Here is a 1,356-nt window from a genome sequence, read left to right as displayed (position 1 = left end):
GGTGGCGCTGATCTGGCGGGGGGAGAACGGGGAGGAGCGGATCTTCACCTACCGCCGCCTCCACCGCGACGTGATGCAGTTCGCCAACGCCCTGAAGGATCTCGGGGTGGGGAAGGGGGACCGGGTCTGCATCTACATGCCGCTCGTGCCCGAGCAGGTCATCGCCATGCTCGCCTGCGCCCGGATCGGGGCGGTGCACAGCGTGGTCTTCGGCGGGTTCGGGGTGACGGCGCTCAACCAGCGGATCAACGACGCCGAGACCAAAATCGTCATCACCGCCGATATCGCCATGCGCCGCGGCAAGACCATCCCCCTCAAGACGCTGGTGGAGGAGGCGGTCGTCAATGCCCCCACCGTGGAGAGGATCGTGGTGCTGCGCCGGCGGTCGCCGCCCGTCGAGCTCGAACCGAATATGGAGGTGGACTTCCGCGAGATCATGGAGCGGGCGGCGACCAAGTGCCCGCCGGAGGTGATGGATGCGGAGGACCCGCTCTTCATCCTCTACACCAGCGGGTCGACCGGCACCCCGAAGGGCGTCGTGCACACCTGCGGCGGCTACATGGTCGGGACGTACTACACCACGAAGACGGTCTTCGATATCAAGGAGAACGACATCTACTGGTGCACCGCGGACCCGGGCTGGATCACGGGGCACTCCTACATCATCTACGGGCCGCTCGCCGTCGGCGCCACGGTCTTCATCACCGAGTGCACGCCGGATCATCCGGATCCGGGATGCTGGTGGAACCTGATCGAGGAGCAGGGGATCACCATCTTCTACACCGCCCCCACCGCCATCCGCATGTTCATGCGGATGGGGGAGGAGTGGCCGAACCGGTACGACCTCTCCTCCCTCCGCATCCTGGGTTCCGTGGGCGAACCCCTGAACCCCGAGGCCTTCGAGTGGTACTACCGCACCATCGGGTGCAGCCGCTGCCCCGTCGTCGACACCTGGTGGCAGACCGAGACGGGCATGCAGATGATCACCACGATGGTCGGGGAGCCCATGAAACCGGGATTCGCCGGCAAACCCATCCCGGGAGTCGTCGCCGACGTCGTCGACAGGTCGGGAAACCCCGTTCCGCCGGGAACCGGCGGATTCCTGGTGATCAAAGAGCCCTGGCCCGCCATGTTCCGCACCATCTACAGGAACGACGAGCGCTACCGCCAGTACTGGAACACGATTCCGAACTGCTACACGGCGGGAGACCTGGCCGTGAAGGACAGGGACGGCTACATCATGATCCTGGGGCGGGCAGACGACATCATCATCATCGCCGGCCACAACATCGGCACCGCCGAGGTGGAGAGCGCCCTCGTCTCCCACCAGGCGGTGGCGGAGGCCGCCGTCATCGG

General features: G+C 66.0%; 1 protein-coding gene. It reads left to right on the top strand.

The window, feature by feature from the left end; all coding sequences use genetic code 11:
• Positions 1 to 1,356 (top strand): acetate--CoA ligase (locus tag QMC96_13315; GenBank protein ID MDI6877732.1); only part of this gene is annotated, 1,356 nt, incomplete at both ends.

It is taken from the genome of Methanomicrobiales archaeon (genome assembly GCA_030019205.1).
Classification (GTDB): domain Archaea; phylum Halobacteriota; class Methanomicrobia; order Methanomicrobiales; family JACTUA01; genus JASEFH01.
The sequence above is the reverse complement of the archived record's forward strand: the minus strand, read 5'-3'. Positions and strand labels throughout refer to the sequence as shown.